Origin of the sequence: Maribacter sp. (genome assembly GCF_016744255.1) — a bacterium.
Lineage (GTDB): Bacteria > Bacteroidota > Bacteroidia > Flavobacteriales > Flavobacteriaceae > Maribacter_B.
Window position 1 is genome coordinate 1 of record NZ_JADGES010000170.1, and the last position, 2,961, is coordinate 2,961.

Annotated in this window: 3 protein-coding genes; all 3 read left to right on the forward strand. The window is 35.9% G+C overall.

From position 1 onward, the window contains the following. Nucleotides 1–923 (forward strand): amino acid--tRNA ligase-related protein (locus tag QZZ51_RS16445; RefSeq protein ID WP_291871668.1); only part of this gene is annotated, 923 nt, incomplete at its 5' end. A 36-nt stretch (nucleotides 924–959) separates the two neighbouring features. Further along, nucleotides 960–2,753 carry a chloride channel protein gene (locus QZZ51_RS16450; RefSeq protein WP_291871670.1) on the forward strand — a complete coding sequence of 598 codons (1,794 nt, stop codon included), beginning with the start codon at nucleotides 960–962 and terminating at the stop codon, nucleotides 2,751–2,753. Between the two features lie 9 nt (nucleotides 2,754–2,762). Next, the coding region (locus tag QZZ51_RS16455) for a DUF3995 domain-containing protein (protein WP_291871673.1) at nucleotides 2,763–2,961 on the forward strand (199 nt) is incomplete at its 3' end.

A 2,961-nucleotide genomic window follows, 5' to 3' on the forward strand; every position in this document is an offset into this window, starting at 1 on the left:
CCATGGCAAAATATGGTAACGACAAACCAGATATTCGTTTTGGAATGGAATTTGGCGAATTAAACACTGTTGCCCAAAACAAAGAATTTGGTGTTTTTAATACCGCAGAATTAGTAGTCGGTATTGCTATTCCAGGTGCAGCATCTTATACCCGTAAAGAAATTGATGCTTTAGTAAACTGGGTTCGTAGACCACAAGTAGGAGCTAAAGGAATGGTATATGTAAAATGTAACGAAGATGGTAGTTATAAATCTTCCGTAGATAAATTTTACGACCAAGACGACTTAGCCAATTGGGCAAAAGGCACTGGAGCAAAAGCCGGAGATTTAATATGTGTTCTTTCTGGTGACACCAATGCTACAAGAGGGCAATTAAGCGCACTACGTATGGAAATGGCGGAACGTTTAAATTTAAGAAAGGCAGATGAATTTGCCCCATTATGGGTCATAGATTTTCCATTGCTAGAATTAGATGAAGAAACGGGTAATTACCATGCTATGCACCACCCATTTACTTCACCAAAACCGGGACAATTAGAACTTTTAGATACCAATCCAGGAGCTGTAAAAGCAAATGCCTATGATTTGGTTCTTAACGGTAACGAAATCGGCGGTGGATCTATTCGTATACATAATAAAGAGATGCAAGCAACTATGTTTAAGCATTTAGGGTTTACTCCTGAAGAAGCAAAAGCACAATTTGGCTTTTTAATGGATGCTTTTCAATATGGCGCTCCACCACATGGTGGAATTGCTTTTGGTTTAGATAGATTGGTTTCTATACTAGGAGGCCAAGAAACGATAAGAGATTTTATAGCATTCCCGAAAAACAATAGCGGACGAGATGTTATGATAGATGCCCCTGCCCCTATTGATGATGATCAATTAAAAGAATTGTCTTTAAAATTAAATCTAAAAGCGTAATATATAATCCCGAAGTAATTCGGGATTTTTTGTACAATGGCTACACTAAAAAAATCTTGGTTAACCAAATTTCTGGTTTGGCGTGCTAAACATATTTCGGAAAGACAGTTTATATATTTTTTAAGCATTTTAGTGGGCTTTACCTCTGGTGTAGGCGCTGTCATTTTAAAGAATTTAACGCATTTTTACCAACACTTATTAGAAGGCAAAATTATTAATTATTACCACGATGCCTTTTATTTTGTATTTCCTATTATTGGGCTCATACTAGTTTACCTTGTGATTAAGTATGTCATCCGTTTTAAGGTAAGTCACGGAATTCCGTCTACGTTATTTGCTATAGCAAAACATAAAGGAATAATGCGACGGTATCAAATGTTTGGTTCCATATTAACTGCTCCGCTAACCGTTGGTTTTGGAGGCTCCGTTGGACTAGAGGGCCCTACTGTGGCTACAGGAGCTGCTATTAGTTCTAACATCGCTAGAATGTTTCACATGAACCAATCCCATAGGAATTTACTTATTGGTTGTGCAGCAGCAGGCGCTCTGTCTTCCATTTTTAAAGCCCCTATTGCCGCAATTATATTTGCCATAGAAGTATTTAGCTTAGATTTAACTATTGCCTCCATGCTACCATTATTACTCGCATCTATTTCTGCAATTATAACCTCTTATTTTTTCTTTGGAGATGACGTTTTACTTCCTTTTAAGATAGAAGACACCTTTAAAATAGGAGATGTCCCTTTCTATATTCTACTTGGAATAGCTACAGGGCTTACCTCTATTTATTTTACAGAAATATACGATCGAATTCAGAAATTTTTCGACAAAATTGATTCCCCCATCAAGCGCTTAGCCATTGGCGGAATAGGCATTGGGATATTAGTGTATTTTATTCCTCCTCTTTTTGGAGAGGGTTTCGACGTTATAAATAGTCTCGTACAAGGTAATCCTGAAAGAGTATTACAAAACAATATATTTAACCTAGAGCTAACCAATGTCTGGGTAGTTGTCTTATTACTAATAGGGTTAGTACTCTTTAAAATCATTGCAAGTGCATTAACTTTTGGAGCTGGAGGTGTTGGTGGTATATTTGCCCCTACGCTTTTTATGGGTAGTATTATGGGTAATTGTGTCGCCAAAACCATAAATAATATTGGACTATTTCAAATAAGAGTTTCCGAAAGTAATTTTACTTTAGTCGGCATGGCTGGTTTAATGGCTGGCGTACTTCATGCCCCTTTAACCGCTATTTTCTTAATTGCCGAAGTAACTGGTGGTTATGAACTTTTTGTGCCTTTAATGATTACTGCTGCAATCTCATATTCTATTACAAAATATGTACATCCACATTCTGTGTACAATATGGAACTTGGAAGAAAAGGGGAACTAATAACACATGACAAAGATCACGCAGTTCTATCCTTAATGGATATTGATAAAGTAATTGAAAACAACTTTATTAAGGTATCTCCAGAAATGACTTTAGGAGATATGGTTCACAAAGCAGTAGTCATTTCTAATAGAAATATTTTCCCTGTCATTGATAAAGAAGAGAATACACTTCTAGGTATTATTTTATTAGATGACATTCGTGCAATTATGTTTAACCAATCATTATATAATGAAATACGCGTAAGTGATGTAATGCACAATGCTCCAGAAGTTATAGACCTAGACAAGGATAAAATGACAGATATTATGCGAAAATTTCAAGATAGCGCTGCTTGGAATTTACCTGTAACTAAAAAAGGAAAATATATGGGCTTTGTCACTAAATCCAAACTATTAACAGCCTATAGGCGTAAATTAATTCATTTTACAAAATAAAAAATCGATATGCCCTTTGTATTTACACTCCTCTTAATTGCTATTTTTCTGATTCTTTCAGGAATACATTGGTACTGGGCATTTGGAGGGCAATGGGGTTTTAAAGAAGTTCTACCAACCAATTTAGCTGGCGAGAGGGTTCTAAACCCAAAAATAATCGATTCTGTAATAGTTGCATTAGGACTACTTTTTTTTGCCTTGGTTTACT